This window comes from Sphingomonas sp., assembly GCF_019746665.1.
In the GTDB taxonomy this organism is placed as follows: Bacteria; Pseudomonadota; Alphaproteobacteria; order Sphingomonadales; family Sphingomonadaceae; genus Sphingomonas.
The window spans coordinates 266,566-291,844 of sequence record NZ_JAIERS010000005.1 but is presented as its reverse complement, the minus strand read 5'-3'; the positions used below and the strand labels follow the sequence as shown (position 1 = coordinate 291,844).

The following is a 25,279-nucleotide window of genomic DNA, read 5'->3' as shown; positions in this document are numbered from 1 at the left end:
CTCGTAGAATGCGAAAACGCCCTGGGGAGGCTGGCCGCTGCTTAGCCGCCCGGGCGCGCTGCCATCAACCCCGTTCGGGCTCGATCGCCGCCGCCGCCACCTCGATCCGGGCGAGCATCTCGGCGAAACGCGCGAGTTCCCCGGCATCGAACCCGGCGAAGATGCGCGCCTCCAGCTCGAGCGCCTTGGGCGCGACGCTTTCGTAGAGCGCCCGCCCCGCGGGCGTCAGCGACAGCAGATGCGCGCGCTGATCCCCCGGATGCGCCGCGCGCGCCACCAGTCCGCGCTCGACCAACGCGATCGCGGCGCGGCTCACCGTCACCTTGTCCATTTGCGTGCGCGCGCCGAGCGCCTGCTGGGTGAGCCCCGCGCCTTCCGCGATCACCGCGATCAGCCGCCACTGCGGGATGCTGAGGCCGAACAGCGCCTGATAGGCGGTCGCCACCGCCGCCGACACCCGGTTCGACGCGACCGACAGGCGATACGGCAGAAAGGCGTCAAGCTTCAGCATCGGGCAGCACCAGTTTGAGCGCGAGCAGCGCCAGCGTCCAGAGCGCGGCGAGCCACAGCGCGTCGCTCCCCAGCCAGTGATGCGCGAGCGTCCCCAGCGTCGCGCCGCCGAGCAGGCCGAGCCACAGCAGCAGATGCGGCACCCAACCCCACCGCGCCCCACCCGTCAGCGCGGCGGCGATCGCCTGGCCGATCTTCACCAGCCGCCCGGTCATATAGGTCAGCCCTAGCCGCACCTCGCCGGCTTCCTCGAAGAAGATGTTCTCCGCGCCCATCGCCAGCGCGACCAGCGCGACCGCGACATACGGCGCCCCCAGATCACCCAGCAGCGCGGCGAGGGCGAGCAAGGCACCCGTGAGCGCCAGGATCGCGGGGCGCTTGCCCACCCCCGCCCAGCGCCCCACCAACGCGCCGAGCACCACCCCGGCGACGAACATCGCGATCAGCAGCCCCGCGAGCAGCGCCGCGCGCTCCCCGGCGGCGAGCGCCGCGCCGAGCCGGGTCGAATTGCCGCTCATGAACGACACGAAGAAGCCGCCCGTCAGCACGAAGCCGATCGCGTCGACAAAGCCCGCGAGCAGCGACAGCGCGACCGCGAGCGTCCGGTCGCGGCGGGACAGAGCGATCACTCGAGGGCTTCCTGACGCATCCGCCCTTCACTGCCCGCTGGCACGGCCGGCTTCAATCGGCTATATAGTTTCATCTGATACTTGTTTTGGAGCGCTCCCCGCGATGATCAGCCACGATAACCCGATGGGCCTGAACGGCTTCGCTTTCGTCGAATTCACCCATCCCCAGCCCGAGGCGATGGCCGATCTGTTCGTGAAGTTGGGCTTCACTCACATCGCCACCCACCGCGAGCGCCCGATCCGGCATTACGCGCAGGGGACGATGAACTATCTGCTCAACATGGAGGCGAGCGGCCCGGTCGCGGCGTTCCGCGCCGAGCATGGCCCTTCGGCGAGCGCGATGGGCTTTTTCGTGGCGGATGCCCCCGCTGCCTTTGCCCGCGCGATCGAACGCGGCGCGACCCAAACCGCCGGCGTCTATGGCCTGCCGGCGATCGAGGGCATTGGCGGCGCGACGCTTTATCTGGTGCAGGACGGCGGCGATTTCTTCGAGAGCGCGTTCGAGCCCGTTCCCGGCGCGACGCGCGACGCCAACGCGACCGGGCTGCACACGCTCGATCATCTGACGCATAATCTGAAGCGCGGGCGGATGGATTATTGGGCCGATTATTATGAGCGGCTCTTCAACTTCCGCCAGATTCGCTATTTCGACATCGAGGGCAAGGCGACCGGGCTGTTCAGCAAGGCGATGACCGCGCCCGACGACAAGATCCGTATCCCCTTGAACGAAAGCCAGGACGATCACTCGCAGATCGAGGAGTTCATCAAGGATTATAAGGGCGAGGGCATCCAGCACCTGGCGATGGCGACCGACGACATCTTCGCGACCGTCGATCAGCTGCGCGCCAACGGCATCAAGTTCCAGGACACGATCGACACCTACTTCGATCTGATCGACAAGCGCCTGCCCGGCCACGGGCATGACGTGGAGGAAATGCGCAAGCGCAAGATCCTGATCGACGGCGCCCCGGAGACGGGCGGCGGGCTGCTGCTGCAGATTTTCACCGAGAACATGGTCGGGCCGATCTTCTTCGAGATCATCCAGCGCAAGGGCAATGACGGCTTCGGCGAGGGCAATTTCAAGGCGCTGTTCGAGTCGATCGAGCTCGATCAGATCCGCCGCGGGGTGATCCCGGCGGGGGCGGAATAACGACGCCAACCGCCCGCTTCCCCCTTCCCCGGCGAAGGCCGGGGCCCAGTGACCGAACGCTGGCCGATGAAGCACTCCCATCCGTGCCGAGCGGCTGCTGGACCCCGGCCTTCGCCGGGGAAGTCGGGATGGCAGTGGGCGCAGGAACAAAGGCAACCCAATGACCAACTACATGACCGGCTTCGGCAGCTATTTCGAAACCGAGGCGGTGCCCGGCGCGCTCCCCGTTGGGCGCAACTCGCCACAAAAGCCCGCCTTCGGGCTCTATGCCGAGCAGCTTTCCGGCAGCGCCTTCACCGCGCCCCGGCATGAGAATCGCCGCTCCTGGCTTTACCGCCTGCGGCCCTCCGCCGCGCACCCCGCCTTCACCCGCTACGAAGGCGCGCCCCACTTCGCCACGCCCGCGGCACCGGGGCCGCACGCGCCCAACCGGCTGCGCTGGGGGCCGCTCGACATCATCCCCGAGGCCGATTGGCTCGACAGCCTGACGACGATGCTCGCGGCGGGCGAAGGCGCGGCGGCGCAGTCGGGCGTCGCGCTGCACCTCTACCGCGCCGGGCGCGACATGGCCGCGCGCGCCTTCGTCTCGGCCGATAGCGAGCTGCTGATCCTGCCCGAACAGGGCCGGCTCATCCTCCTCACCGAACTCGGCCGGATCGAGGTAGCGCCCGGCCATATGGCGCTGATCCCGCGCGGCGTGCGCTTCCGCGTGACCCTGCCCGATGGCCAGGCGCGCGGTTATGTCGCGGAGAATTTCGGCCAGCCCTTCCGCCTGCCCGAACTCGGCCCGATCGGCGCCAACGGCCTCGCCAACCCGCGCGATTTCGAGGTGCCGGTCGCCTGGTTCGAGGATGTCGAGGGCGATTTCGAGCTGGTGCAGAAATATCAGGGCGCGCTGTGGCGCTCCGATCTCGGCCGCTCGCCGCTCGATGTGGTGGCGTGGCACGGCAATCTCGCGCCGTGCCGCTATGATCTGGCGCGGTTCAACACCATCGGCACGGTGAGCTTCGATCACCCCGATCCGTCGATCTTCACCGTGCTCACCTCGCCCAGCGACGTGGCGGGCACCGCCAACGCCGATTTCGTGATCTTCCCGCCGCGCTGGATGGTGGCGGAGGACACGTTCCGCCCACCCTGGTTCCACCGCAACGTGATGTCGGAAGCGATGGGGCTGATCCACGGCGCCTATGACGCGAAGCAGGGCGGGTTCGTCCCCGGCGCGCTCTCGCTCCACAACCAGATGGCGGGGCACGGGCCGGATGTGGCCAGCTGGCGCGGCGCGAGCGAGGCCGAGCTGAAGCCGCACAAGATCGACAATACGCTCGCCTTCATGGTCGAGAGCCGCTGGGTCTATGGCCCGACCGCCTTCGCCGTGGAGAGCGGCGCGCTCGACGAGGATTATGACGCGGTGTGGCAGGGATTTCCGAAAGCGCGGGTGCCTTAGCTCCCCCTGCAAGGGGAGGTGGCGCGCCGAAGGCGCGTTGGAGGGGTATCCCCGGTCGATCAACGGCAATACCCCTCCGTCAGCCGCTGGCGCGGCTGCCACCTCCCCTTGCAGGGGAGGAGCTTGCTGGCCGTCATCGCGGAGCTTCGCCCCCACGGAACCTCGCCCCCATGCCCCTCGTTCATCCGGCAACCGAGATTAACGAAGAGGTTATCGATGTTCCCGTGGCAGCACGCGGCGCAAGAGGCGCTGCAGGCCCGGCTGTTCGCGCATGTCGAGGATCGCGCCTTCCCCTGTGTCGGCGCCAAGGCGGCGCTTGCGCGCGGCACGCTCCAGGTGCTCGCGGCGGACAGTATCGCCAGCGCCTGGGACGATCTGCGGATCCACGACGCGCTGCTGCGCTTCACCCAGGCCTATCGCAACGATCCCGGGCTGTTCCGCAGCTTCGCCGTGATCTTCGAGGGACCGGACGATCTGAGCGAAGCCGATTTCGAGGCGGCCTTATGGGCGCGGGTTCAGTCGCTGTCCGACAAGGATGTCTGGCGCGGCCAGGAATATGATCCGCGCGTCTCCAGCGATCCCGCCAATCCGCATTTCTCGCTGAGCTTCGGCGGCGAGGCGTTCTTCATCGTCGGCTTGCATCCCAATGCCAGCCGCCCCGCGCGGCGGTTCGATCGGCCGACGATGGTGTTCAACCTGCACGACCAGTTCGAGCGGCTGCGCGCCGAGGGACGTTACGAGGGGATGCGCGAGAAGATCCTGTCGCGCGACGAGGCGCTCGCCGGATCGCGCAACCCGATGCTCGCGCGCCACGGCGAAACGAGCGAGGCGCGGCAATATTCAGGGCGCGCCGTGGGCAAGGATTGGGCCTGCCCGTTCAGCTATGCCGGCGATGATTGAGATTCCGCCGCGCTCGGGCACCGCGTTCCGCCTCAGCGCGGGCGAGACGCTCACTGTCATCGACCCGCGCGGGCAGCAGGTCGCCGATCTGCTCGCCTTCAACGCCGACGATCTGCGCGAGGTGATCAGCTCGGGCCGCACACTCGACTATGCCGAGACGATCCGGCTGACGACGGGGCACAAGCTCTATTCCAACCGCAGCCGGGTGATGCTGGAAATCGTCGACGACACGGTCGGGTTGCACGATTTCCTGCTCACCCCGTGCAGCCATGAGACGTTCGACCATTTCTATCCAGAGATGCCGCGCCATCGCGGCTGTTTCGGCAACCTTGCAGCGGCGCTCGCGCCCTATGGCGTCGAGCCGGACATGATCCCGGTCGCGTTCAACTGCTTCATGAACGTGCCGATTTCCGCCGACGGCCGGCTGCAGGTGCTGCCGCCCGTCAGCAAGCCCGGCGACCATGTGCGGTTCGTCGCGCGGATGAACCTGATCGTCGGCCTCACAGCCTGTTCGGCACCGGCGAGCAATGGCGGCACGTTCAAGCCAATCGCCTACCGGATCGACGCGGCTTGATCCAGCACGGCTAGCTCAACGCCGCCCGCGCCGCCTCCTCCAGCTGCTTGATCACCGCGCGGTACGGGAAGGGGCCGTGGCTGATCCGCGCGACCCCCACCCCGGCGAGCGCGGCGCGCCCCGGGCCGCCGGGCACCGCCATCACATTCACCGGCAGCGGCGTCTTGGCGCAGAGCCGCTCGAGCAGATCGAGCTTCAGCAATCCCGGCACGAACAGCCCGCTCGCGCCGGCCTCGGCATAGGCGTGCGCGCGATCGAGTGCTTCGCTCACCCGGCCGCTGTCATGCGCCTCGGGCGGGATTTTCAGGAAGATGTCGGTGCGCGCGTTGATGAAGAAGCCGGCGCCGGTGCCCGCCCGCGCGGCGGCGATGCGCGCCTGCTGCTCGGCCAGCGGGTAGAGCCCCTCCCCGCCGATCACCTGATCCTCGAAATTGGCGCCGATCGCCCCGGTCGCGGCGAGCCGGGCGAAGTTATCGCGCACCCGCTCGGGCGCCGCCGCATAGCCGCCCTCGAAATCGATCGTCACCGGCAGCGCCACCGCGCGGACGATCCGCTCGGCATTGGCGAGCGCGGCGTCGAGCGGCACGCCCTCGGCATCGCCATAGCCATGCGCCGCGCCGACCGACCAGCTGCCGGTCGCGATCGCCTGAGCACCACCACGCGCGACCGCCTGGGCGCTGCCGGCATCCCAGGCGTTGAACAGGATCACAGGGTTGCCGGGCCGGTGCAGCGCGGCGAAGGTGGCGTGTTTGTCCATCGATCGAGCTCCGTTCGGGTCGATCAACTTTCGGTCGAAATCTTCAGCAGGACAAGCCCGGCGACGATCATCGCGGCGGCGAACAGCCGCAACGGGCTCGCCGATTCGCCGAGCGCGACGATGCCGAGCACGAACGCCCCGATCGCGCCGATCCCGGTCCAGACGGTGTAGGCGGTGCCAAGCGGCAGGCTGCGCATCGCCGTGCTCAACAGCGCGAAGCTGCCGCCCATCGCGACAAGCGTGATCGCCGACGGGATCGGCCGGGTGAAGCCGGCGGACAGCTTCATGTAATAGGCCCAGACGACTTCGAGCAGCCCGGCGATGAGCAGGATCAGCCAGGGCATCAGCAAATCGGCGGGGAACAGCGACCAGCTCCTCCCCTGTAAGGGGAGGTGGCAGGCGCGTCAGCGCCTGACGGAGGGGTGTCCCCAGCGGATCGAGGGCGATACCCCTCCACCCTTGGCGTGCCGCGAATGGTCCCCCTCCCCCTGCGGGGGAGGAGCTTTAAGCCACTCAATGCACGAACCGCGCGACCACGTCACGGTAGCTGCGGCTGACCTTCACCTGCGCGCCCGAGCCCAGCACCAGGAAACACTCGCCATTGGTGTGCGGCTTGACTTCCTTCACGAGATCGAGGTTGACGATCGTCGAGCGATGCACCCGCTGGAAGCGGCGCGGATCGAGCCGCTTTTCCAGATCCTTCATCGTCTCGCGCAGGATCAGCGTGTTGTCGCCAGTATAGATGCACATATAGTCGCCGGCGGCGTCGATCCGCTCGATCGAATCAACATCGACCCGGAAAATCTGGCCGCGATCCTTGATGTTGATGAGCTTTTCGTAGCGGTTCGCCGCCGGATTGTCGGGCGCGTCGCCCAGCGTCTCCACCGCATCGGGCGCGACCTCGGCGAGCACTTCCTTCAGCCGGTCGACCTCCTCGGCGCCGCGTTTCTCGGCCAGGCGCTGGCGCACCCGCGCGAGCGTGTCGGCGAGGCGCGTCTCCTCCACCGGCTTCATCAGATAATCGATCGCCTGCGCCTCGAACGCGCGGATCGCATGATCGGAATAAGCGGTGACGAACACGAACAGCGGCGGCTCCACCTCCATCAGGCCTTGGACGACCGAAAAGCCGTCGAACCCCGGCATCTGGATGTCGAGGAACACCAGATCGGGCTTGTGGGTCTTGATTGCGCGGATCGCCTCGCGCCCGTTCATGCAGGTGGCGATCACTTCGACATCGTCATGCGCCTGAAGCCGCAATTGCAGCCCCTGGATCGCCAGGGTTTCGTCATCGACGAGAATGGTACGGATGGTCATGCGGCCTCTTTCACTGGCTCTTCGAGCTGGAAGGGGAACTCGATTTCCACGCGGAAACCGCCCCCAGGGCCTTGGCCAGTCTCGAAACGATGGTCAGGGCCATAAGCCTGCGCCAGTCGTTCCCTGATATTGGCAAGGCCCACTCCGGTTGAAAGGCTGAAGCGGCTTTTTGTTTCGCTCAAGCCCGGCCCCGTGTCCGCCACGACGATCCGCACTCGTTCACCGACGAGTTGCGCCAGCACGTTGATCTCGGCCCCCTCCTCCTGCGGGGTGACGGCATATTTGATCGCATTCTCCACCAAGGGCTGAAGCAACAGCGAGGGCAGCCGTGCCTTGGCGACGCGCGCGTCGATCTCGAATTGCGGGCGCAGCCGATCCTCGAAACGCATCTTCTCGATCTCGAGATAGAGTTTCAGCGTCTCCACCTCCTGCGAAAGCGTCACATGCGCGGTCGGCTCGTTGGCGAGCGTGTAGCGCAGGAAAGCGGACAGCCGGCTGAGCATCGCGTTCGCCCGCTCGGTCTGCTTCAGCAGCACCAAGGTCGAGATGGAATTGAGCGTGTTGAACAGGAAATGCGGGTTCAGCTGATAGCGCAGCATCGCCAGCTGCGCCGAGCTCGCCTGGTTTTCCAGCACCTGCAGCTGATCGATCTGCTCCTCGACGATCAGGTAGAAGTTGATCCCGAAATACAGCGCCGACCAGCCGGCGAGCACCGTGAAGTTCAGGAACAAGGTCGCCAGGATCAGCGTGAGGTTGATGCCCGGATTGTCGAGCTTGATGAACGAGAAGGAGAAAGCGTCGAGCACCGCGTAGATCAGCGTCGCGACCAGCAAAGCGGCGATGCTGAACACCACCAGCGGCACCCGCGGCAGCGTGCGGAAATAGCCGTACAGCGCGGAGAGCAGCAGCGTGATGCAATAGCCGATGATCGATTCGATCACGAGCGGGATAAGCGCGGTGAAGCTCAGCCCGTTCGACAGGCTGGAGACGGTGCGCAGCAGCAGATAGCCGCTCCACCCCACCGCCTGCAAAATCCAGAAGGCACGGTTCTTCTGCTCGAAGAACGGCCGCGAGAAGACGGCGGGGCGCGGCGGGCTGGCCATGGCGGCAGCTTATACCGGCTGACAAGCGCATCGGAAGAGGCCATGCTGCCTGTCGGACTGGTTTGAGAAAGGGCGTCGTCCGCCTTTTCTCGAAGCGGCGCCGGCCCACGCCTCCACCCGGCCACCCCGCGGCGGTATCATCTGGGTGGCCGGGTGGGGGCGTGGGCGGGCGCGGCGAAACACGCTGACCGTGTGTTTCGAAAACAAAGGAGAGGCATGATGACCGAGACGATCGAGCGCGCACGCTTCACCGCCATGACCGAGGGAACGGCCGAGGACTGGGCGGTGATCTCCCACCATTTCCGCGATTTCGCGCAAGGCCTGCCGGGCCGGGTGCGCGCGCATCTGGAGCTGCTGCGCGGCGATTATGGCGGCTTCCCGGTCGATCGCTTCGAACATTCGCTGCAAACCGCGACCCGCGCGCACCGCGACGGCCGCGACGAGGCCTATGTCGTGATGGCGCTGCTCCACGATATCGGCGATACACTCGGCAGCTATAACCACCCCGAGATCGCCGCCGCGATGCTGCGCCCGTTCGTGTCGGAGGAGTTGCACTGGATCGCCCAGCATCACGGCGTGTTCCAGGGCTATTATTACTTCCACCACCTCGGCCTGGACCGCGATCTGCGCGAGGGGTTTCGCGGCCACCCGCATTTCCAGGCCTGCGCCGATTTCTGCGCGAAATATGATCAGGCGGGGTTCGATCCGGCCTATGAAAGCGCGCCGATCGAGTTCTTCATGCCGATGGTCGAGCGCGTGATGAGCCGCCCGATCAACCCGACCTACCCCAGCCCCGCGAGCTGAGGCGCCCGGCCTCCCAGGGCCGCGGCGCGTCCCCCAAAAGCAAACCGCCGCCCCCTGGGCTGGGGACGGCGGCTGGCTTTGTTTCGATCGTCGCGCGCTTACAGGGTGAAGCGCACGCCGAGACGGATGAAGTAGGTCGAGGCGTTGAAGTTCGGCGCCAGATTGTCGTTCGGCCCGCGATACTGCGAGTAACGATACTGGGCGCAGGTCTGCGTCGAGTTGGTGTTGACCGCAGCGACGCCACCGGTCGGCACCGTGCCGCCGATGTTGCCTACCGGGGTTCCGGTCGGCACCGCCTGGTTCAAGCACTGCACCTGGATCACCGGCGCGCCGCCGATCTGGCGCAGGCCGCCCCAATCGCTGTTCAGCAGGTTCGGCAGGTTGTTGATGTCGGCGAAGACCGAGATCCGCGACGAGCGGAAGAACAGCGGGATTTCCTGCTCCAGGTGGAGGTCGATCCGGGTCACCGCGCGGTTGCGGGCGATGTTCTTCGGCGCGATCTGGCCACGGAAGCGGCCCAGCGCGGTGCTGTTGATCAGGTTGTTCAGCTGGGTCTGCGTGTCGGCGCTATCGTAGCTGACGATCGGATCGTTCACCAGCGGCACATACAGCAGGTTCGAGTTCTGGTTGCTGGTCAGCACCGTGCCGAACACCGACGAGCGCGTCGCGACGTTGTCCTGCATGAAGAAGCTGTAGGGGTTGCCCGCGCGGGTTTCGCCGAACAGCTGGATCTTCGTCTTGTAATCGCCGAAGAACGCATGATCGTAGCCGATGCTGTACTTGAACTGCCAGGCGGTCTGCAGGTCCGACGTCCCCAGAACCGGGAAGTTCGGATCGGCGAACACCTGGAAGCGATAGTTCGAGTTCGGCGTCGACGCGCTGGCGTTGCCGACATCGCGAATGTCCTGAATGATATACGCGCCGGTCAGCGACAGGCCGAAATCGAATTCCTTGCGGAAGCGGAACACGCCGATGTGGCTGCGGCCACCCTGCGCATTATAGGTCAGCACATCCCAGTTGTTATCGGTGAAGCCCAGGCGACCGTTGTAGCGGGTGCGGCCATCGGGAAGCCGGCCGATCGCGATCGAGCGCACATCGGTGAAGGCCACGTCGTTGCGCACCTTCTGGAACAGATAATCGACGCCCCACTCGATGCCGAAGAAGTTCCAGTCCGCCGACAGCGACGCCTTCAGGATCGAAGGCAGGCGGAAATTGGGCGCCAATTCGGCGGTATTCGTGAGGGCCGAAGCCGACCCGCCCCGCGCGAACTGGGTGAGCGCGGGGTTCACATTCGCGCCGATGTTGTTGAGCGCGGCGGCGCAGACCGCCGCGGTCACGTTCGCGGCGCCGTTGCAGCCAAGCGCGGTCGTCGCGCGCGAGATGGTGAAGGCGTTGGTGGTGACGGTGTTCGAGAAGCTGTTCGACATGTAAATGTCGGGGTTGCCGCCCGCGAGGATGCCCACGCCGCCATGCAGGCGCAGCGAGGGGGTCACCTTCCAGTCGATCGCCAGGCGCGGCTCGAAGGTCTGCAGCCCCTTATAGGTCTGCTGGTTGCTGAAGCCGGTGCGATCGGTGAAGGCGGTGTTCAGCAGCGGGAAGCTGTTCTGGCCATAGAGGTTCCAGCGGAAACCGTAGCTGACGTTCAGGCCGGGTGCCGGGCGCCAATCGTCCTGCATACCAACCGAGATTTCGTCATAGCTAAAGTTCGCCGCCGCGCCCGTCGCGCCCGGGGCGACGACCGCTGCGTATTGCACCTGGTTGGCGTTGCCCGCCGCGAAATCGGCGAGCGAGTCGAAATAATAGCTGCCCAGGCTGTTCGGCACGAAGTTGTTGAAGGTGCGGTTGCGCGAGACTTCGACCAGCAGCTTCAGTTCGTGGTTGTTGAGGTTCAACCGGCCCAGGAACGACCCGCCGAAGGTATCGGTGTTGAGCACGTTGGTCTGGCGGAAATTGTCCGGACCGAAAGTGATGCGCGGCACGCCGGTCGAGCAGGCCGTCGCGCTGCCGACGCTGACCGCATCCTGGCAGACGGTGAACTGCGAACTGGTGCGGCCGCCCAGCGGCTCCTGACCGCGCTGATAGCCCTTGTAGATAAGGCGGATTTCGGTCGACAGCGTGCTCGACCAGGTCGAGTTCAGCTGCAGGATGCCGGCGCGGAGCAGTTCGCTCAGCGTATAGGCGTTGGAGCTGAGGCCATATTGCGGGTTGGTCGCCGAAACGGTGGTGTTGTTCGGGCTGATCAGCGCGTTGTACGCGTTGACGTACGAAATCGACAGGCGCTGGCCGCTGGCGATGTTCCAGTCGAGCCGGGTCGAGAATTTCTCGTCGAGGCGCTCGTTGATCCGCAGCACATCGCCGAACGCGGCGCCCGCGATGCCGTAACGCGCGGCGCCCGCCAGCCCGCGGAGGTTGTCGATCTGCGCGGTGGTCAGGCCCTGGATATTCTCCGGCTGGGTGCCGAAAGCGCGCGGATCGGTGTTCTTTTCATAGTTGAACATCAGGAACAGGCGATCCTTCAGGATCGGCCCGGCGATCGTCGCGCCATAGGTTTCCGACTTGAACGGCGGCAGCGCGATGCGCTGCGTGCCGATCCGGTCGCCCGAAAGCCCGTCGGTGTTCTGCGAATAGAAGCCGGTGAGGAACAGCTTGTTGGTGCCCGAACGGAGCACCGCGTCGATCACGCCGCCCTGATAGTTGGTCTGGCGGAAGTCGTAATTCGCCGCCGAGGTCGTGACCTGCTCCAGCGCGTCGAACGAGACCGGGCCACGGATGTTCGGGCTGGCGTCCTGGTTCAGACCGAAGGTGTCGCCGACGGTCACGCCGTTGATGGTGAAGCGGTTGAAGCGGGGGTTGACGCCGGCGAAGCGGATCGCGCCGCCGCGATCGGTCGAGTTGCCGAGATCGAACGTCACGAACGGGTCGCGCCGCTGGATGTCGCGGATGTCGCGGTTGACCGAGGCGACCTTGGCGATGTCGGCCACGCTCAGCGTGGTCTGCACGCCCTTGGACTGGTTGCCCGCGCCGCGAATCTTGGTCGCGCTGACGACGACTTCCTGGGTGTTGGCGGGCGCGAGCTCGATCGGCAGTTCATAGGTCTGCTGGACGACCGTGAAGATGTCGGTGATCTCGGTATTGCCCTGCGCGCTGCTCACCTCGACCTTGTAGGGGCCGCCGGGACGCAGGCCGGGGAAGGTGAAGTTGCCCTCGGCGTCGGTCTTCACCTCGGCGCGGGTGCCCGAATTCACTTCGGTCGCGGCCACCGACGCATTCGCGACGGGCGCGCCATCCTGCGTCACTCGGCCGCGGATGATCGAGGTCGTTTCCTGGGCGCTCGCCGCCACCGGAACGATCAGCGCGGCCACGGCCACGCCGGCAAACAGAGTATGACGCATTGCTTTCCCCTTGAACGTATATCGCTCGTTAAGCGCGGCGTACTTCGCCGTCCGGGGCGCCCTTGGGGGCGAAATGTTTCGACTCGATGACAGTCGATCCCGGCCCGTCCCCGGGCACGGATTCGGTCACAAAGCGTGGCAAAAACGCATCACCGCGCGGCGGCGACGATCGCTTGCCAGGCCGCCTCGTCGATCACCGAAATGCCCAGTTCGGCAGCCTTTTTCAGCTTCGATCCCGCGCCGGGGCCGGCGATGATGAGATCGGTCTTGGCGGAGACCGATCCGGCCACCCGCGCGCCAAGCGATTCGGCCTGGGCCTTGGCCTCGTCGCGACTCATCGTCTCCAGGCTGCCGGTGAAGACGAGCGTCTTGCCGCTCACCTCGGAGGCCTTGGCCTCGAATACCACATCAGCCGGGCGGCACTGGTCGAGCAGCGCTGCGAGCGCTTCCTGGTTGTGCGGCTCGGCGAAGAAATCGACGAGCGCCAGCGCGACCTCGGGGCCGACGCCGGGGGTTTCGACCACCGCCGCCAATTCCTTGGCGGTGCGCGCCAGCAGCTTGTCGTCGCTCTCGGCGAGCGCCCGGATCATGCCAGAGCGGACTTCCAGCGCGCGATCGATCATCGCGCGGAACGCCGCCCAGCTCCCATAGCGCCGCGCGAGATCGCGCGCCGTCACCTCCCCCACATGGCGGATGCCGAGCGCGAACAGGAAGCGATCGAGCGGCGGGGTGCGCTTGGCGTCGATCGCCGCGACCAGGTTCGCCGCCCAGACGCGCCCATCCTTCTTACGCGCGCGCAACTGCTCCTCGTTCAGGCGGAAAATGTCGGCGGGGCTCGCGATCAGGCCGTCACGGAAGAAATCCTCGATCTGCTTCAGCCCCAGCCCCTCGATATCGAGCGCGTGGCGGCTGACGAAATGGCGCAGCCGCTCGACCCGCTGCGCCGGGCAGATGAGGCCGCCGGAGCAGCGCCAATCGACCTCGCCCGGCTCGCGCTCGGCGGCCGAACCGCATTCGGGGCAGGCCTCCGGGAAGTGCCACGGGTCGCGCGGCGTGTCGCGGGTAAGGTTTTCGACGATCTGCGGGATCACGTCGCCCGCGCGTTGCAGCACCACCCGGTCCCCCGGGCGCACCCCCAGCCGCGCGATTTCATCGGCATTGTGGAGCGTCGCGTTGGTGACGATCACGCCCCCCACCCCCACTGGCTCCAGCCGGGCGACGGGGGTGAGCTTGCCGGTGCGCCCCACCTGAATGTCGATCGCCTTCAGGGTCGTCTGCGCGCGTTCGGCGGGGAATTTGTGCGCGATCGCCCAGCGCGGCGCGCGCGCGACCGACCCCAGCCGCGCCTGCAGATCGAGCCGATCGACCTTATAGACCACGCCGTCGATGTCGAAGGGCAGCTCGGCACGCGCCGCCTCGATCGCGCGGTAATGCGCGAGCGCGGCGTCGAGGCCGTCGACCCGGATCAACAAGTCGCTCACCGGCAGGCCCCAATCGCGGATGGCGTGCATCAGGCCGAGCTGGGTTTCGGCGGGGACATTGCTCGCCTCGCCCCAGCCATGCGCCAGGAATTTGAGCGGACGGCTGGCGGTGACGCTCGCGTCCTTCTGGCGGAGCGACCCGGCGGCGGCGTTGCGCGGATTGGCGAACTGGCGCGCCTTTTCCGGCGCCTCGGCCTCGGCGAGCAGGCGCGCGTTCAAGGCCGCGAAATCGGCCTTGGCCATATACACCTCGCCGCGCACCTCGAACACCTCGGGCGCTTCGCCGGTCAGCTGCTGCGGAATGTCGGCGATGGTGCGGACATTCGCGGTCACGTCCTCGCCGATCGTGCCGTCGCCACGGGTGAGCGCCTGCACCAGCCGGCCGCGCTCATAGCGCAGCGAGCAGGAAAGGCCGTCGATCTTGGGTTCGGCGGCGAGCGCGACGGGCGCGTCCTCGGGCAGCGCCAGGAAACGCCGGACGCGGGCGAGGAATTCGGCCACGTCCTCATCGGCGAAGGCATTGTCCAGGCTCATCATCGCGCGCGCATGCGCCACCTTGGCGAGATGCGCGGCGGGCGCGGCGCCCACGCGCTCGCTGGGCGAATCGGCGCGGACGAGGTGGGGGAAAGCGGCTTCGAGCGCGGCATTCTCGCGGATCAGCGCGTCATAATCGGCGTCGCTAATCTCGGGCGCGTCATCGGTGTGGTAGAGCGCGGCGTGGCGCGCGATCTCGGCGGCGAGGAAGGCGAGCCGCTCGGCGGCCTCGACGTCGGATTGGGGCGGCGACAACGTCATGGCGCAGCGCTAACCTCGCGCCGCCATCGGTTCAAGGAGGGCGCGGTGCCGAACTTCATCCAGATCACCCCGTTCATCCACGTCGCCGATCTGGAGGCGGCGCTGGCGTTCTTCGTCGATCTGCTGGGGTTCACGCTGGGCTATCGCCAGCCCGGCTATGCCTATGTCTCGCGCGAGGGCTGCGGCATCCGGCTGTTGCAGAGCGATGGCGATGATTGCGCGCCGCCGGGAACCCGGCGGTTCGCTTATTATATCGACGTGCGCGACGTGGACGCGCTTCATGCCGAATTGAAGCCCAAGCTCGAGGCGCTGCCCGAAGGCGACGTGTTCGGCCCGGTCGACCAGCCCTATGGCCAGCGCGAGCTGTTGATCCTGGCGCCGGATGGCAATTTGCTCGCGTTCGGGCAGTTGATTCAGGGCTAGCGGCGCGCGTTTGATGGGCGCGCTCGTGGGGGAGCGCGATTTCCGTTCATCCCTTCCCCGGCGAAGGCCGGGGCCCAGCGGCGCGCCATGATGAGGCGCACTTTCCTCGGCAGGGCCGAGATACTGGGCCCCGGCCTGCGCCGGGGACGACGATTACCTTCATGGGTGCGAATGCTCACGAATGGATGCGAATGTTCACGCCGCCGCCAGCAGCCGCCCCGCCTGCGCCCGGGCCTCGTTGGTGATCTCGGCGCCGGAGAGCATCCGCGCGATCTCCTCGCGGCGTTCGGTCGGGTCCAGCGCGCGGACGCCGGTGCGGGTGACGAGGCCGTCGCTCGCCTTGGCGATGAAGAAATGCCCCTGCCCGCGCGCCGCCACCTGCGGGCTGTGCGTCACCACCAGCAACTGGGTATGCTCGGCGAGCCGGGCGAGGCGCTCGCCGATCGCCGAGGCGACCGCGCCGCCGACGCCGCGGTCGATCTCGTCGAAGATCATCGTCGCCGCGCCGCCTTGTTCGGCGAGGCTCACTTTCAGCGCGAGCAGGAAGCGCGACAGTTCGCCGCCGCTCGCGATCTTGGCGAGCGGGGCGAACGGGGCGCCGGGGTTGGTCGCGATCTCGAACTCGACGCGATCGGCGCCGCTCGCGCTCCATTGCTCCTCGGGAAGCGGGGCGATGACGGTCCGGAAGCGCGCGGCGTCGAGTTTCAGGGGCGCGAGCTCGCGCGCGACTGCCCCGTCAAGGCGTTGCGCTGCCCCGCAGCGCACGGCACGGGCGCTTTCGGCCGCCGCGCGATAGTCGGCCGCCGCCGCCGCGACCCGCGCCTCCAGCCGCGCGATGCCGCCCTCGCCCGCTTCGATATGCTCAAGCTTCGCCGCCAAATCCTCGGCGAGCACCGCCAGATCATCGGGCTGCACCCGGTGTTTGCGCGCCACCGCGCGCAGCTCGAACAGCCGCGCCTCGTCAGCCTCCAGCGCGGCGGGATCGAAAGCGAGCGCATCGGCCGCCTCGTCCAGCTTATCCTGCGCCAGGCCGCCCTCCACCAGCGCCCGGTCGATCGCCGCCAGACTCTCGGCGAGCGCGGGATGGTCCTCGGCGACGCGCTCCAGGATGCGCGCCGCCTGGCGCAACTGGCTGAGTGCCGCGTCGCTACCGTCGAGCAAGGCGGCGACCGCCTGGAGATCGGCGGCGATCTTTTCACCGCGCTGCATCGCCGCGCGCCGCTCGGCGAGCTCGGCCTCCTCGCCGGGACTCGCGCCCAGCGCCCGCAGCTCGGCGACCGCGTGTTCGAGCCATTCACGGTCGCGCGCGGCATTCTCCAGATCGGTCCGGGCGCGCGCGAGCTCGTCCTGCGCCGCCCGCCACGCGGCGTGCGCTTCGCGTAGTGGCGCCGGGTCGATCCGCGCGAAAGCGTCGAGCAGGGCGCGATGGCCGCGCGGGTTGAGCAGCCCGCGATCGTCATGCTGGCCGTGAATTTCGACAAGATATCCAGCGAGTTCGCGCAACAGCGCGGCCGAGACCGGCTGATCGTTCACCAGCGCGCGGCTGCCGCCATCGGCCTTCACGATCCGCCGTACGATCAGCGGCTCGCCGGGTTCGACCTCCAGCCCATTGTCGACCAGCAGCGCCTCGAGCGCGCCACCGGGGGGCGTGAAGCTCGCCGTCACCACCGCCTGCGTCGCGCCACCGCGCACCAAGCCGCTATCGCCGCGCGCGCCGAGCGCCAGGCCCAGCGCATCGAGCAAAATCGACTTGCCAGCCCCGGTCTCGCCGGTCAGCACGCTGAGCCCCGCGCCGAACTCCAGGTCGAGCGCTTCGATCAGCACCACGTCGCGAATGGCGAGAGCCGTCAGCATTGCACGTCTCTCTGCCGCCATGCGGGCGCGAAGGAAAGCCTCAGGCGGCCTTGGGCGTGGTCGGCGGCGGCGGGGGCGGCGGCACGTTGTCCGGATAGCGGCCTATCAGATCATAGGCGCGCTTGTACCAGATCGTGCCCGGATAATTGGCGCCGAGCACCGCCGCGGCCTTGCGCGCCTCATCGCGTACCCCGAGCGCGAGATAGCTTTCGGTGAGGCGCATCAGCGCCTCGGGCACGTGCGAGGTCGTCTGGTACTGGTCGACGACGCGGCGGAAGCGCAACGTCGCCGAGAGCCATTCGGCGCGCTTCTCATAGAAGCGGCCAATCTCCATTTCCTTGCCCGCGAGGTGGTCGCGCACAAGGTCGAGCTTCAGCCGCGCGTCGGCGGCATAGCGCGAGTTTGGGTAGCGGCGCGAAAGCTCACCCATGGCGTCGAGCGCTTGCTGGGTGATCTTCTGGTCACGCGTCACGTCCGAGATTTGCTCGTAATAACACAGGGCGATCAGATAATAAGCATAAGGCGCATCGCGATTGCCCGGATGGACTGACAGGAAACGCTGCGCCGAATCGATCGATTTCTGATAATCGGCGTTCAGATAATAGCTGAACGCGCTCATCAGCTGGGCACGGCGCGCCCAGATCGAATAAGGATGCTGGCGCTCGACTTCATCGAACAACTGCGCCGCTTCGGCGTAACGGCCGGTGTCGAGCAGCCGCTTCGCGCCCGAATAAAGCGAGCCGACGTCGCGCGCGACATAAGGCAGATCGCCCTTCGACCGCCCCTGGGTACAGGCGGCAAGCGGCAGGGCGGCGACAAGGGCACAAAGCAGCGCGCGGGAATGGACCTTCATGGCGCATGGCTCTAGCCCAGCCGCGCACATGCGAACAACGCTTTTTGCGCGAGCCGCGCGGCGGACCCGTGGCGGGATCGCGGCGTTTGGCGCTAAAAGCCCACCAAACCGGAGGACTCATGCCCGCAACCCTGCTCGCCACCCATCGTGTCGAAAAACCCTGGGGTCGCCATCGGCTCTGGCCAGGCTTCGCCGATCCGGCGTCCGACGGCGATCCGGTGGGCGAGATATGGTTTCAGGCGCCCGAGGGTGACCCCGAGCTGCTGGTGAAATATCTGTTCACCGCCGAGAAATTGTCGGTGCAGGTCCATCCCGACGATGCCGCCGCGCGAGCCGCCGGCCATCCGCGCGGCAAGGACGAGGCCTGGGTGATTCTGGCCGCGGACCCGGGCGCGACGATCGCGCTCGGCACGCTCGAGCCGATGACCGGCGACGAACTGCGCGCCGCCGCGCTCGATGGCTCGATCGAAGGCAAGCTTGATTGGAAGCCGGTGGAGGCCGGCGACTTCTTCTATTCGCCCGCCGGCACGGTGCACGCGATCGGCGCCGGGATCACGCTGGTCGAGGTGCAGCAGAATGTGGATCTGACCTATCGCCTCTACGATTATGGCCGCCCGCGTCCGCTGCATCTGGAGGCGGGCGTCGCGGTCTCGCACGCGGCGCCGTTCGTCGCTCAAGCGGCGCCCGGCGCGATCGAACCGGGGCGGACGATCCTGGCGGAAGGACCGAAATTCGTCCTCGAACGCTGGCGCGGCGGCGACAAGCGGCTGGTGTTGGGTGGGGCACCCGGCTGGCTGGTTCCGCTGGCCGGCGAGGGCGTGGCCGATGGCGTGGCGTTCCGCGCGGGCGAGTGCCTGATGCTGGCGGGCGAGGTCGAGGTTCAGGCGGGCGACGACGCGGATTTGCTCGTCGCCTATCCCGGCGCGACGCGGCTGTAATTGAGCGTGCCGATGCCCCTTCCCTTCGGGAGTTTCGGGTCGGTCATGCCCCCGGCATCGAGCTCCCTCACCCAACCCTCTCCCCTGAAGGGAAGAGGGCTTATCGCTGTTTCGAAAGCAAGCGTGCTGGGACCGTGTTACCCCCGCTTCGCCGCCCGCGCCGTCGCCACCAGCTCGCGGAGCTGATCGAGCGTTAGCGCCGAGGAAATCACCTCCTCGCCCACCACCCAGCTGGGCGTGCCGCGCAAGCCGAGCTTGTCGCCCATCGCCAGATTGCGACCAATCTCCGCCTCGATCACCGGATCGCGCGCCGCCGCCCGCGCCTCGGCGGGCGTGATCCCGGCGGCGCGCAAGCCCTCGTCAAGCGACGCGTCGCTGATCGGGCCGGCGGCATAGACCGCCTGGTGAAACTGGTGAAACCGCCCGCGCTGCGCGGCGACCAGGCTCAGCTGCGCGGCGGCATAGCTTTCCCGGCTCAGGATCGGCAGCTCGCGGAACACGATCCGCACCTTGGGATCGACCGCGATCAGTTGGTCGATCGTCGCCAGGTTCCGCCGGCAATAGCCGCAATTATAATCGAAATACTGGACGATGGTCACGTCGCCCCGCGGATTGCCGGCCCAGGCGTTGCCGAAGGCGCGGGTGATCGCGGGTCGCGCTGCCCCCACCGCCTTCGCCGTGCCGCGCGCTCGATACGCCTCGGCAGCTTCGATCAAGACCTGGGGTTTACGCGCGAGATAGGCCTTCACCGCCTCGTCACTGAGCCCTGCCCCGCCCTGTCCCCAGCGCGCCGCGCCCGCCATCGCCGCCGCGCCGAGCAGCGCGCCGGCGAGCGCGACCAGCAGCATCACGAGCCAACCGCCGCGTCCGTTCATCGCTGCCCCTTCGCGTCTTGCAGCTGGTTCTGGGTGGTGAGCGCGATGTCCTGCGCGCGGATCCAGTCGGTCGAGTTGGGCGGCAGCCCGGCGAGCGCCCCGCGCGCGGCGGTGGCGGCGGTGCGCAGATCGCCGGTCAAGGTCGCGCGCTCGGCGGTGGCGAGCAAGGCCCGCGCGGTATCGCCCTTGCGCTCATAGACCACCCCCAGCTGATACCAGGCGAAGGGATTATCCTGATCGCGCGCCACCGCCAGCCGGAGCACCTTTTCCGCTTCGGCGAAATTGGCCTGGTTCTCGGTCGCGATCAGCGCATGGCCGAAGGTCGTCAGGATCAGCGGCGCTTTGGTCGCCTGCGATGCCTCGCGCAGCGGCGCGAGCGCGGCGAGCGGCTGGCCCGATTCGAGCAGGATTTGCCCGCGAATCTCCAGGAAATAAGGATCGTGCGGCGCGGCGGTGATCAGCGCCTGGGTCTCCTCATCGGCTTTCTCGGGATAGCCGCTTTTGTGATAGGCATAGGCGCGGGCGTAATGGGCGTAGAGGCTCTGGTCGGTGGGCGGATATTTGCGCAGCGTCACCTCGGCATCGTCGGCATAGCCGGCGAGCTTCGCCTTCACCCGGCGGAAGCGCTCCTCCAAATTGCCGTCGAGCGGCTTGCCCCAAGCTGGGTTGGTCTTGAGCGTATCGGTCAAGTTGGCGATGCGGTCGCTCGACACCGGGTGGTCGAGCAGGAAGCTGTCCTTGCGGCTGATGCCATAGCGATATTCAAGCGCGGTGAGCTTGGTGAAGAAGCTCAGATAACCCTTGCCGGTGATCCCGGCGCCATTGAGGAAGCGCGCGCCGGCGGCATCGGCCGAGGCTTCCTGATCGCGCGAAAAGGCCAGATATTTGCCGAGCGCCGCCTGCTGCCCCGCCGCGATCGCGCCCGCCGCGCCCTCGCCCGATCCTGCGGCGGCGGCGGCGATGCCGATGAGCAGCGACAGGATCTGAATGCCGAGCGCGGGCTTATACCCCCGGTCGGCGAGCGGCACGTGCCCACCGACCACGTGGCCGAGTTCGTGCGCGATCACGCCCTGCACTTCGTTGGCGCTGTCCGCCGCCTGGAGTGTGCCCGAATTGACGAACACGATCTGCCCGCCGGCGACGAAGGCGTTGATCGAAGAATCGCCGACCAGCACCACCTGCACATCCTTGGGATTGAGCCCCGCCGCGACGATCAGCGGCCTGGACATGTCGGCGAGCAACGCCTCGGTCTCGGCGTCGCGCAAGATCGACTGGGCGAGCGCTGCCTGCGGCACCAGCGCGAGCAGCAACATCAGCACGGCGGCGAGTTTCTTCATCGCCCCGCTATCGGCCATTTTGTCCTACGCTTCAACGCCGCTGCGGGCGGCGCCCGGCCTTAATGCGCGCTATCGGTCGCAACCGGGGCATCACCGAACGCCCACATGCGCTCCAGATTGTAGAAGCTGCGCACTTCGGGGCGGAACAGGTGGACGATCACGTCACCCGCGTCGATCAGCACCCAGTCCGCCGCGGGCAGACCCTCGACGCGCACCGGACGGCCGAATTCGGCCTTGATCTTCTCGGTAAGCTTCGAGGCCATCGACGCGACCTGGCGGGTCGAGCGGCCGCTCGCGATCACCATGTGATCGGCGATGCTCGATTTGCCCGCGAGCGGGATCGAAATGGTATCGACCGCCTGGTCGTCGTCGAGCGACGTCAGGACAAGCTGATGCAGCGCCTCGACGCTTTCGGCGTCGGGCGAACGATAGGCTTGGGGGGATGAGGCCAAGGGAACTCCTAGGTTGAAGACTCGCCCTTGCGGACAAGCGTGTCGCCAAGATGGGAAAGAAAGTGGCGCTGCCAAGCGGGGTCTGCGGCGCGCAGCCGCGTTGCGGAGGTATCGTCAGGGCGAAAGCGCAACAGCACGAGCGCCGGCAAGCTCCACCGCGTCCACTGTCGAGCCTGGTATGCGGGGTGGACGAAGCGCCGCAACCAACCCATCGCGGGGGCCGCGCGGGCGGCGCCATCATAACCCGGGCGGGCGATCACGGCAATGGGCACGCGGTGCGCGATCCGCCGCCAGCCGCGCCATTGGTGGAACTGGGCGAGATTATCGGCCCCCATCAGCCAGATGAACTGGTGCCGGGTGTAGAGCCTCGTAAGCTTGTCGATCGTGTCGACGGTGTAGCGGGTGCCGAGCCGGCATTCGATGTCGGTGACGCGGATCGGCGCCGCGCGCGCCATCCGCCGCGCGGAAGCCAGCCGCACGCCGAGCGGCGCCATGTCCGTTCGTCCCTCCTTAAGCGGATTGCCGGGCGAGACCAGCCACCACACTTCGTCCAGGTCGAGCGCGGTATGCGCCGCCATGCTGATCGCGCGGTGCCCCTGATGCGCCGGGTTGAACGAGCCGCCGAGCAGGCCGATCCGCCTCATAGCTGGTGCTGCCAATCGCGGGCGTAGTGGAGGACGCGGCGTATTTCGACCCTTTGCCGGCCCGCCCGATAAAGCAACAAGAAGGGCGTCGCGGCGACGCGCCACTTTCGAATGTCGGCCCACGCGGTCGGCGCGCCAATTTCTGGAAAATCGAGCAGGATCAACGGCGCGGTTTCTACGCGCTCAAGGATCGTGAACTCAAGATCGGGATCCAGCTCGCGGTAATGGGCCGCGATCTCGAACAGATCGTTGCGCGCCCGTCGCGCCCAGAGCAGTTGCCTCAAGCGGCCTGCTTCTTGGGCCGCATTGCCTCGATCTCGGCGACCAATTCCTCATGAGTCAGATAATCGCCGCGAGCGAAATCGTCCTCGCCCGCTTGCAGGAACGCGTCCAAGGCAGCTTCTTCCTCGACAAAGCGCTTGATCGCCTTGGCGACGAGCCAGGCGCGACTGCGCTCGCGCTTCGCAGCGAGCGCGTCGAGCGCGGCGAGCGTTTCGGCATCGAGGCGAGCGGTGATGACGGCGGTCTTGCTCATGTATTCACATGTATACGCGAGCAACCAAGGCTTCAAGGCCGGACCTGACCCGTCCCCCGCCCCACCCACTTATAGGTCGTCAACCCCTCCAGCGCGACCGGCCCCCGCGCGTGGAGCCGGCCGGTCGCGATGCCGATCTCGGCGCCCAGCCCGAACTCGCCGCCATCGGCGAACTGGGTGGAGGCGTTCCACAGCACGATCGCCGCGTCGACCTCGGCCAAAAAGCGTTCCGCCGCGCCCGTATCGGCCGTGACGATCGCCTCGGTATGGCCTGAGCCATGCCGCGCGATATGCGCGAGCGCGCCTTCGAGCCCATCGACCAGTGCGACCGAGGCGATCGGCTCGAGATATTCGGTGTCCCAGTCCGCCGGCGTCGCCGGGGCCACCGCCGAATTCATCGCCTGGATCGCGGCGTCCCCACGCAATTCGCAGCCCGCCGCGCGCAGCGCCGCGACCAGCCCTGCGGCCGCCGGATAGGCCTGGTCGATCAGCAGCGTCTCCATCGCCCCGCACACCCCCGGGCGCCGCAATTTGGCGTTGATCGCGATGCGCTCGGCCATTTCAGGCTCGGCCGAGGCGTGGACGAAGACATGGTTGATGCCATCGAGATGGGCGAGCACCGGCACCCGCGCCTCGGTCTGCACCCGCGCGACGAGCCCCTTGCCGCCGCGCGGTACGATCAGGTCGATCTGGCCGGCCGCCGCCAGCATCGCGCCAACCAGTGCCCGGTCGCTGCTGGGCACGAGTTGCACGGCCTCGACCGGCAATCCCGTTGCCGCAAGGCCCGCGACGAAGGCCGCGTGCAGCGCGGCGTTGCTCGAGAGCGCCTCCGAACCGCCCCGGAGGATCGCGGCGTTGCCCGACATGACGCACAAAGCAGCCGCATCGGCGGTGACGTTGGGCCGGCTCTCATAGATCAGCCCGATCACCCCGATCGGCACCCGTGCCCGCTCCAATACGATGCCGCTGGGCGCGGTGCGACGGTCGATCACCGCGCCGACCGGATCGTTGAGCCCCGCCACCGCCTCGATTCCCGCGGCGATCCCCTCCAGCCGCGCGGGATCGAGGCGCAACCGATCGCGCAGCGCCGGGCTGAGTGCCGTGGCCCCTGCCATATCCTCGGCATTGGCGGCCAGGATCGCATCGGCGCGCGCGCGGACCGCGCCGGCGGCGGCGCGCAGCCCCTCGGCCTTGGCGGCGGTGGGGAGCCGCGCGAGCGTCTGGCTCGCGGCACGGGCGCGGGCAGCGAGGTCGGCGATGATCGCGGCGGCGGACATTCGCCTTCGCTACCAGCCGACGCGGATCGCGCAAGATCATGTCGCCTCTGGCACGCCAAGCTGTTATTGCTGTGCGCCATGCAAGGGGGATTCGAAGCCGCCGGTGATCTCGCGACCGGCACCTTGATCGGTCACGCGCTCGACGGCGCTGGTCACGGTGCGGTGGGCGAGCACGGCCATGGCCGCTGCCTGAACTGCCAGGCAACCCTCCAAGGCGAGTTCTGCCATGATTGCGGGCAGGCGGCGCACGTTCACCGCACGCTTTGGTCGATCGTCCATGACCTGCTGCACGGCGTCTATCATTTCGAAGGAAAGATTTGGACGACGCTGCCGCTGCTTTTCTACAAGCCAGGCAGCCTGACGCGACGCTTCATCGCCGGCGAGCGCGCGAAATTCGTTTCCCCGCTCGCGCTGTTCCTGTTCTCGGTGTTCCTGATGGTCGCGACGTTCGAGAGCATCGGCGGCCCATTTTTCGACGCCGAGGGCGATTCGAAGCAGATCCGTGCGAACACCCAGCTGTCGGTTCCTGAACTGGACAAGCAACGCGCCCTATCGGTGGCGCAACGCGACCGCGCGCAGGCCGAAATGGCCGCGCTCAAAGCGCAAGCCACGCGGGTGCAAGCCACCGGCGGCGACGAAGCAGCGATCGAGGCGCGTGTCGACGCGCTGGATAAGCGGATAGACAAGCTGGACGAGGATATCGACGGGATCGACACGGCAAAATCCCTGCTTGGCGGCGGCAAGGATTTCGAGAAAGGCTTCAAGGACGGAATGAACGCCGGCAAGATCAATATCCATACCGGCAGCGAGACACTGGACGCAAGGATCAAGAAGGCTGCCGAGAATCCCAAGCTATTTTTCTACAAGCTGCAATCCAGCGCCTATAAATATAGCTGGATGTTGATCCCGATATCACTGCCGTTCATCTGGTTGCTGTTTGCCTTCCGGCGCGATGTCGGACCCTATGATCACGCGATCTTCGCGATCTATTCGCTATCGGCGATGACACTGGGCGTCGTCGGCCTGAGCGTGCTGCGCGCGATCGGCATCCCCACGCCCATCATCGCGACGATCTTCGCCTTCGGTCCACCGCTGCACATCTACAAGCAGCTGCGCGGTGCGTATCGCATCGGCCGCTTCGGCGCGGCCTGGCGTACCGTTGTGCTGCTGCTCAGCGCGATCTTCTCCGGCACGTTGTTCTTCATTGCCATCCTCAACGTCATCGCCTGAGCGCGCCG

The 25,279-nt window shown here is 67.3% G+C and carries 25 protein-coding genes; 8 read left to right on the top strand and 17 right to left on the bottom strand.

The features are described 5' to 3' along the window. Positions 1 to 64: 64 nt before the first annotated feature. Both K2X73_RS04285 and K2X73_RS04280 read right to left on the bottom strand, forming a co-directional pair. On the bottom strand, positions 65 to 511 hold the full coding sequence (locus tag K2X73_RS04285; RefSeq protein WP_294108872.1) for a MarR family transcriptional regulator: 447 nt from the start codon (positions 509 to 511) through the stop codon (positions 65 to 67). Further along, on the bottom strand, positions 498 to 1,139 hold the full coding sequence (locus K2X73_RS04280) for a DUF1275 family protein (protein ID WP_294108871.1): 642 nt from the start codon (positions 1,137 to 1,139) through the stop codon (positions 498 to 500). Before K2X73_RS04280 ends, K2X73_RS04285 begins: the two co-directional genes overlap by 14 nt. A gap of 103 nt (positions 1,140 to 1,242) precedes the next feature. Between K2X73_RS04280 and hppD the strand changes: the two genes are divergently transcribed. The 4 genes from hppD (at position 1,243) to K2X73_RS04260 (ending at position 5,207) form a co-directional block, all read left to right on the top strand. Beyond that, a complete protein-coding gene (gene hppD / locus K2X73_RS04275) occupies positions 1,243 to 2,289 on the top strand; it encodes a 4-hydroxyphenylpyruvate dioxygenase (protein ID WP_294108870.1) in 1,047 nt (348 codons plus the stop codon). A gap of 160 nt (positions 2,290 to 2,449) precedes the next feature. Continuing rightward, positions 2,450 to 3,733 (top strand): homogentisate 1,2-dioxygenase, encoded by a 1,284-nt coding sequence (gene hmgA, locus K2X73_RS04270; RefSeq protein WP_294108869.1) that lies wholly within the window; start codon positions 2,450 to 2,452, stop codon positions 3,731 to 3,733. 216 nt (positions 3,734 to 3,949) lie between these two features. After that, the gene (gene gntA / locus K2X73_RS04265) at positions 3,950 to 4,633 is read left to right on the top strand and encodes a guanitoxin biosynthesis heme-dependent pre-guanitoxin N-hydroxylase GntA (protein ID WP_294108868.1); all 684 of its coding nucleotides are present in this window, start codon (positions 3,950 to 3,952) and stop codon (positions 4,631 to 4,633) included. Further along, entirely contained in the window at positions 4,617 to 5,207 is a 591-nt protein-coding gene (locus K2X73_RS04260; RefSeq protein WP_294108867.1) for an urea carboxylase-associated family protein, read from the top strand. The genes gntA and K2X73_RS04260 overlap by 17 nt, the downstream gene beginning before the upstream one ends. Positions 5,208 to 5,217: 10 nt before the next feature. Here the strand turns inward: K2X73_RS04260 and K2X73_RS04255 are convergent, their stop codons facing one another. The 4 genes from K2X73_RS04255 to K2X73_RS04240 form a co-directional block, all read right to left on the bottom strand. Then, a complete protein-coding gene (locus K2X73_RS04255) occupies positions 5,218 to 5,964 on the bottom strand; it encodes an isocitrate lyase/phosphoenolpyruvate mutase family protein (protein ID WP_294108866.1) in 747 nt (248 codons plus the stop codon). Between the two features lie 23 nt (positions 5,965 to 5,987). After that, positions 5,988 to 6,308 (bottom strand): quaternary ammonium compound efflux SMR transporter SugE, encoded by a 321-nt coding sequence (sugE, locus tag K2X73_RS04250; protein WP_294108865.1) that lies wholly within the window; start codon positions 6,306 to 6,308, stop codon positions 5,988 to 5,990. Positions 6,309 to 6,477: 169 nt separating this feature from the next. Then, the gene (locus tag K2X73_RS04245; RefSeq protein WP_294108864.1) at positions 6,478 to 7,278 is read right to left on the bottom strand and encodes a LytTR family DNA-binding domain-containing protein; all 801 of its coding nucleotides are present in this window, start codon (positions 7,276 to 7,278) and stop codon (positions 6,478 to 6,480) included. Next, positions 7,275 to 8,381 (bottom strand): histidine kinase, encoded by a 1,107-nt coding sequence (locus K2X73_RS04240; protein ID WP_294108863.1) that lies wholly within the window; start codon positions 8,379 to 8,381, stop codon positions 7,275 to 7,277. Before K2X73_RS04240 ends, K2X73_RS04245 begins: the two co-directional genes overlap by 4 nt. A 219-nt stretch (positions 8,382 to 8,600) precedes the next feature. Here K2X73_RS04240 and K2X73_RS04235 point away from each other — a divergent pair, with 219 nt between their 5' ends. Continuing rightward, positions 8,601 to 9,185 carry an HD domain-containing protein gene (locus K2X73_RS04235; RefSeq protein ID WP_294108862.1) on the top strand — a complete coding sequence of 195 codons (585 nt, stop codon included), beginning with the start codon at positions 8,601 to 8,603 and terminating at the stop codon, positions 9,183 to 9,185. A 98-nt stretch (positions 9,186 to 9,283) separates the two neighbouring features. Here K2X73_RS04235 and K2X73_RS04230 read toward each other — a convergent pair whose 3' ends face one another. Together K2X73_RS04230 and ligA are read right to left on the bottom strand one after the other, a co-directional pair. Beyond that, complete coding sequence (locus K2X73_RS04230; protein WP_294108861.1) at positions 9,284 to 12,577, bottom strand: carboxypeptidase regulatory-like domain-containing protein; 3,294 nt, start codon at positions 12,575 to 12,577, stop codon at positions 9,284 to 9,286. A 149-nt stretch (positions 12,578 to 12,726) separates the two neighbouring features. Continuing rightward, positions 12,727 to 14,853, bottom strand: a complete 2,127-nt coding sequence (gene ligA / locus K2X73_RS04225; RefSeq protein WP_294108860.1) for an NAD-dependent DNA ligase LigA — start codon at positions 14,851 to 14,853, stop codon at positions 12,727 to 12,729. A gap of 45 nt (positions 14,854 to 14,898) precedes the next feature. Here ligA and K2X73_RS04220 point away from each other — a divergent pair, with 45 nt between their 5' ends. Further along, a complete protein-coding gene (locus K2X73_RS04220) occupies positions 14,899 to 15,276 on the top strand; it encodes a VOC family protein (protein ID WP_294108859.1) in 378 nt (125 codons plus the stop codon). Positions 15,277 to 15,471: 195 nt separating this feature from the next. Here the strand turns inward: K2X73_RS04220 and recN are convergent, their stop codons facing one another. Beyond that, entirely contained in the window at positions 15,472 to 17,130 is a 1,659-nt protein-coding gene (recN, locus tag K2X73_RS04215; RefSeq protein ID WP_294108858.1) for a DNA repair protein RecN, read from the bottom strand. 40 nt (positions 17,131 to 17,170) lie between these two features. Further along, positions 17,171 to 17,983, bottom strand: coding sequence for an outer membrane protein assembly factor BamD (locus K2X73_RS04210; RefSeq protein WP_294108857.1), 813 nt, complete (start codon positions 17,981 to 17,983; stop codon positions 17,171 to 17,173). Positions 17,984 to 18,102: 119 nt separating this feature from the next. Between K2X73_RS04210 and K2X73_RS04205 the strand changes: the two genes are divergently transcribed. After that, positions 18,103 to 18,921 carry a class I mannose-6-phosphate isomerase gene (locus K2X73_RS04205; protein ID WP_294108856.1) on the top strand — a complete coding sequence of 273 codons (819 nt, stop codon included), beginning with the start codon at positions 18,103 to 18,105 and terminating at the stop codon, positions 18,919 to 18,921. 137 nt (positions 18,922 to 19,058) lie between these two features. Here the strand turns inward: K2X73_RS04205 and K2X73_RS04200 are convergent, their stop codons facing one another. The 7 genes from K2X73_RS04200 to K2X73_RS04170 are packed head-to-tail and all read right to left on the bottom strand — an operon-like array spanning position 19,059 to position 24,041. Then, positions 19,059 to 19,796 (bottom strand): DsbA family protein, encoded by a 738-nt coding sequence (locus tag K2X73_RS04200; RefSeq protein ID WP_294108855.1) that lies wholly within the window; start codon positions 19,794 to 19,796, stop codon positions 19,059 to 19,061. Then, complete coding sequence (locus K2X73_RS04195; RefSeq protein ID WP_294108854.1) at positions 19,793 to 21,133, bottom strand: M48 family metalloprotease; 1,341 nt, start codon at positions 21,131 to 21,133, stop codon at positions 19,793 to 19,795. The genes K2X73_RS04200 and K2X73_RS04195 overlap by 4 nt, the downstream gene beginning before the upstream one ends. Before the next feature lie 59 nt (positions 21,134 to 21,192). Then, positions 21,193 to 21,585: a ribosome silencing factor gene (rsfS, locus tag K2X73_RS04190; RefSeq protein WP_294108853.1), complete on the bottom strand. Its 393-nt coding sequence runs from the start codon at positions 21,583 to 21,585 to the stop codon at positions 21,193 to 21,195. An 8-nt stretch (positions 21,586 to 21,593) separates the two neighbouring features. After that, a complete protein-coding gene (locus K2X73_RS04185; RefSeq protein WP_294108852.1) occupies positions 21,594 to 22,229 on the bottom strand; it encodes a nicotinate-nucleotide adenylyltransferase in 636 nt (211 codons plus the stop codon). Continuing rightward, positions 22,226 to 22,513 (bottom strand): type II toxin-antitoxin system RelE/ParE family toxin, encoded by a 288-nt coding sequence (locus K2X73_RS04180; RefSeq protein WP_294108851.1) that lies wholly within the window; start codon positions 22,511 to 22,513, stop codon positions 22,226 to 22,228. Before K2X73_RS04180 ends, K2X73_RS04185 begins: the two co-directional genes overlap by 4 nt. Continuing rightward, positions 22,510 to 22,764, bottom strand: coding sequence for a ribbon-helix-helix protein, CopG family (locus K2X73_RS04175; protein WP_294108850.1), 255 nt, complete (start codon positions 22,762 to 22,764; stop codon positions 22,510 to 22,512). The genes K2X73_RS04180 and K2X73_RS04175 overlap by 4 nt, the downstream gene beginning before the upstream one ends. Before the next feature lie 32 nt (positions 22,765 to 22,796). Further along, positions 22,797 to 24,041, bottom strand: a complete 1,245-nt coding sequence (locus K2X73_RS04170) for a glutamate-5-semialdehyde dehydrogenase (RefSeq protein WP_294108849.1) — start codon at positions 24,039 to 24,041, stop codon at positions 22,797 to 22,799. A 78-nt stretch (positions 24,042 to 24,119) separates the two neighbouring features. Between K2X73_RS04170 and K2X73_RS04165 the strand changes: the two genes are divergently transcribed. Next, positions 24,120 to 25,271, top strand: a complete 1,152-nt coding sequence (locus K2X73_RS04165) for a DUF3667 domain-containing protein (protein WP_294108848.1) — start codon at positions 24,120 to 24,122, stop codon at positions 25,269 to 25,271. The last annotated feature ends 8 nt before the right edge of the window (positions 25,272 to 25,279 follow it).

Bases quoted from the DNA above. Each gene is read 5' to 3' on its own strand.
- K2X73_RS04165 (WP_294108848.1), top strand. From the start codon at position 24,120: ATGCAAGGGGGATTCGAAGCCGCCGGTGATCTCGCGACCGGCACCTTG.
- K2X73_RS04235 (WP_294108862.1), top strand. From the start codon at position 8,601: ATGACCGAGACGATCGAGCGCGCACGCTTCACCGCCATGACCGAGGGA.
- K2X73_RS04185 (WP_294108852.1), bottom strand. From the start codon at position 22,229: ATGAGGCGGATCGGCCTGCTCGGCGGCTCGTTCAACCCGGCGCATCAG.
- K2X73_RS04175 (WP_294108850.1), bottom strand. From the start codon at position 22,764: ATGAGCAAGACCGCCGTCATCACCGCTCGCCTCGATGCCGAAACGCTC.
- K2X73_RS04195 (WP_294108854.1), bottom strand. From the start codon at position 21,133: ATGAAGAAACTCGCCGCCGTGCTGATGTTGCTGCTCGCGCTGGTGCCG.
- K2X73_RS04210 (WP_294108857.1), bottom strand. From the start codon at position 17,983: ATGAAGGTCCATTCCCGCGCGCTGCTTTGTGCCCTTGTCGCCGCCCTG.
- K2X73_RS04245 (WP_294108864.1), bottom strand. From the start codon at position 7,278: ATGACCATCCGTACCATTCTCGTCGATGACGAAACCCTGGCGATCCAG.
- K2X73_RS04255 (WP_294108866.1), bottom strand. From the start codon at position 5,964: ATGGACAAACACGCCACCTTCGCCGCGCTGCACCGGCCCGGCAACCCT.
- K2X73_RS04240 (WP_294108863.1), bottom strand. From the start codon at position 8,381: ATGGCCAGCCCGCCGCGCCCCGCCGTCTTCTCGCGGCCGTTCTTCGAG.
- gntA (WP_294108868.1), top strand. From the start codon at position 3,950: ATGTTCCCGTGGCAGCACGCGGCGCAAGAGGCGCTGCAGGCCCGGCTG.
- sugE (WP_294108865.1), bottom strand. From the start codon at position 6,308: ATGCCCTGGCTGATCCTGCTCATCGCCGGGCTGCTCGAAGTCGTCTGG.
- ligA (WP_294108860.1), bottom strand. From the start codon at position 14,853: ATGACGTTGTCGCCGCCCCAATCCGACGTCGAGGCCGCCGAGCGGCTC.
- hmgA (WP_294108869.1), top strand. From the start codon at position 2,450: ATGACCAACTACATGACCGGCTTCGGCAGCTATTTCGAAACCGAGGCG.
- K2X73_RS04200 (WP_294108855.1), bottom strand. From the start codon at position 19,796: ATGAACGGACGCGGCGGTTGGCTCGTGATGCTGCTGGTCGCGCTCGCC.
- K2X73_RS04205 (WP_294108856.1), top strand. From the start codon at position 18,103: ATGCCCGCAACCCTGCTCGCCACCCATCGTGTCGAAAAACCCTGGGGT.
- K2X73_RS04230 (WP_294108861.1), bottom strand. From the start codon at position 12,577: ATGCGTCATACTCTGTTTGCCGGCGTGGCCGTGGCCGCGCTGATCGTT.
- recN (WP_294108858.1), bottom strand. From the start codon at position 17,130: ATGCTGACGGCTCTCGCCATTCGCGACGTGGTGCTGATCGAAGCGCTC.
- hppD (WP_294108870.1), top strand. From the start codon at position 1,243: ATGATCAGCCACGATAACCCGATGGGCCTGAACGGCTTCGCTTTCGTC.
- K2X73_RS04170 (WP_294108849.1), bottom strand. From the start codon at position 24,041: ATGTCCGCCGCCGCGATCATCGCCGACCTCGCTGCCCGCGCCCGTGCC.
- K2X73_RS04285 (WP_294108872.1), bottom strand. From the start codon at position 511: ATGCTGAAGCTTGACGCCTTTCTGCCGTATCGCCTGTCGGTCGCGTCG.
- K2X73_RS04260 (WP_294108867.1), top strand. From the start codon at position 4,617: ATGCCGGCGATGATTGAGATTCCGCCGCGCTCGGGCACCGCGTTCCGC.